The organism is Pilibacter termitis, from assembly GCF_900167335.1.
GTDB classification, from domain to species: domain Bacteria; phylum Bacillota; class Bacilli; order Lactobacillales; family Streptococcaceae; genus Pilibacter; species Pilibacter termitis.
Window position 1 is genome coordinate 1 of the sequence record NZ_FUXI01000055.1, and the last position, 2181, is coordinate 2181.

Annotated in this window: 1 protein-coding gene; it reads right to left on the reverse strand. The window is 34.6% G+C overall.

What is annotated here, in order from left to right; translation table 11 throughout:
- Nucleotides 1-119 precede the first annotated feature (119 nt).
- A complete protein-coding gene (locus B5D30_RS12995) occupies nt 120-1355 on the reverse strand; it encodes a serine hydrolase domain-containing protein (RefSeq protein ID WP_144399621.1) in 1236 nt (411 codons plus the stop codon).
- Nucleotides 1356-2181 lie beyond the last annotated feature (826 nt).

Consider the following 2181-nt stretch of genomic DNA (forward strand, 5'->3'; position numbering starts at 1 on the left):
TGGGTTAGGCACTTACATTGTAAACGAGATGTCTTTTTTTATGCAAAAAAATCGCATGGAATTTTTGTTATTCCACACGATTTAGTATAGAGCCACTATTTGGTTCCGTGCTTTTTTACTTAAAACGTTCCTGTCGTAATATATTTAAAAATTGATCGATTGACAGTAGTGAAGGCACGAGTTTCTTTCTCAAAGTTGTCTGAAAAAAGAATAACCGCATTTTTTCCGTCTTTTGAGATAGAAGCAGTAGATTCAAATCCTTTGATTACCCCGCGTCCCCAATGATAATTTTCAGGTTGAATGGTGTAAAGTCCGCCAGAATAGCCTTTTCCTTCTGCATAAGGAGTTAAAAGTTCAAGTGTGACATTTTTTGGTAAAAATTGATAAGTTAATAATTTTTTGTAGTAGCGATACAAATTTTCGGCACTTGTGAACATATTGCCCGTTCCAACTTCATTTGTGAAAGAAACATCATTTCCTGCAGGATTTCTTTGATCTTCTTTTTGCATAGCGTAATTATACACACGGACGGGTGAAGATTTGGTTTGTGCGTAATTTTGAAAGTCCAATTTGTATTTTTCAAAGAAAGTTTTAAATTGTTTTTCAAACGGCTCGTTGTTCACTTTTTCTAAAATGCCAGCGAGTAGCCAATAGTTTGCCGCATCATAATTCCACACACCGATTTGTCCTTTTGCATACGTGCTTTGAATGTGTTGTTGCAAATAATTTTCCTGTGTATCCAAAAAGGTTACATCAATTTTTGGGTTGTCTGATAAACCTGAAGTCATCGTGAGAAGATGATTGAGCGTTAAAATATTGGCATTTGGAGCATTTGGATAAAAAGTAGCAAGTTTTGTCTGCAAAGTGAGCTTTTTCTCTTGAATAGCTTTCCCAAGTAGAACAGCTGTCATACTCTTTTCCATACTTCCTAATGGCATTGGTGCATTTTCATTTGCCTCGTAGCCTTTTCGGAAAATTTCGTTTCCGTTTTTGACGATATAGGCAGTACCAGTAAAACTTTTTGACTGCAATAGTTTGTCTATTTCGATTGCTGCAACGTCCTCCACTTTTGGAACGGTATCATTTTGTTCAATCGCTCTAGGGTTTGGTTTTGTAACGTTTTCGCCTTTTATAGCAGCAGGTGTCTCTACTTGCTTTTCCTCTGCTTCAGTAGTCGTCTCCGCAGTTTTCTTTTTGCCGGTAGCAGCCAACTCTTGTTTAGGAATTAACGCATGATAAGCGACCACTCCTATCGCACTAACGCCAATGAGAACAACTAACATAAAAAGAAATTTCCCTAATCCCTTTTTATGTTTTTTACGATATAGTTGTTTCCTAGTTTTCTTTTTTTCCATGAAATCTTCTTCCCTTTCATAAATTTTCCCTCTCACTTACGTCTCCCAGTGTGAAAGCGAGGTTGAATACTGATGGACACCTCTAAAAACTCGCACTTATCCTAAATTGCTAATTTCCCAATTTTCTTCGTCAATCTCCTCGACCTATGAACCACATAGCTTCCGTCAATTTCTTCGAAAACAAGAAAAAATAGCTAATTTAGTCTTAAGCGGAGTTTTTAGAGGTGCCCTAATTCAAAATGAAATCTCAATAAAGAATTGAATCAGTATAATCAAATTATATCAAGAATTTGATTATCTGCGAAATAGGTTTTTGTGGAATTAAGAATATTTAAGAAATGGGAATCGGTTTTGAAAACAGTGTAATAATGATGAAAAGTGATTTTTGAGTGAAATCTAAAACAAGTTAGTGTTTTTGAAATAGGCTATATGTTTTCGGTAGTGATTGCGGAAAACATAAAAAAAGCGTTTTTTTAATTATACGGGGGATTAGAAAAGATCATACTTATCCAAAATTGCTAATTTTAACTTAAACGGAGTTTTTAGAGGTTTTAAAATGCGAAAAACTAGCTTTTTTAGCAGAAACAAAAATTATATGGAAAATTTTTTTCTATATTTTCCAATACAAAAATCCGCTTTCCAAAGAAAATTCAAATAGAAATCCCGAACAAAAAGCATAAGTTCAAAACAAAACACACAAAAGAACTCGAACATTACAAGAAACGTCAACAAATTCCCTCAAAAAAAATTCTAGTAAATTCCTTGCACTCTCCCCAAAAACATGGTAAATTATTCCTTGTCGTCAAGCGAGTAACAAACGCTTGTG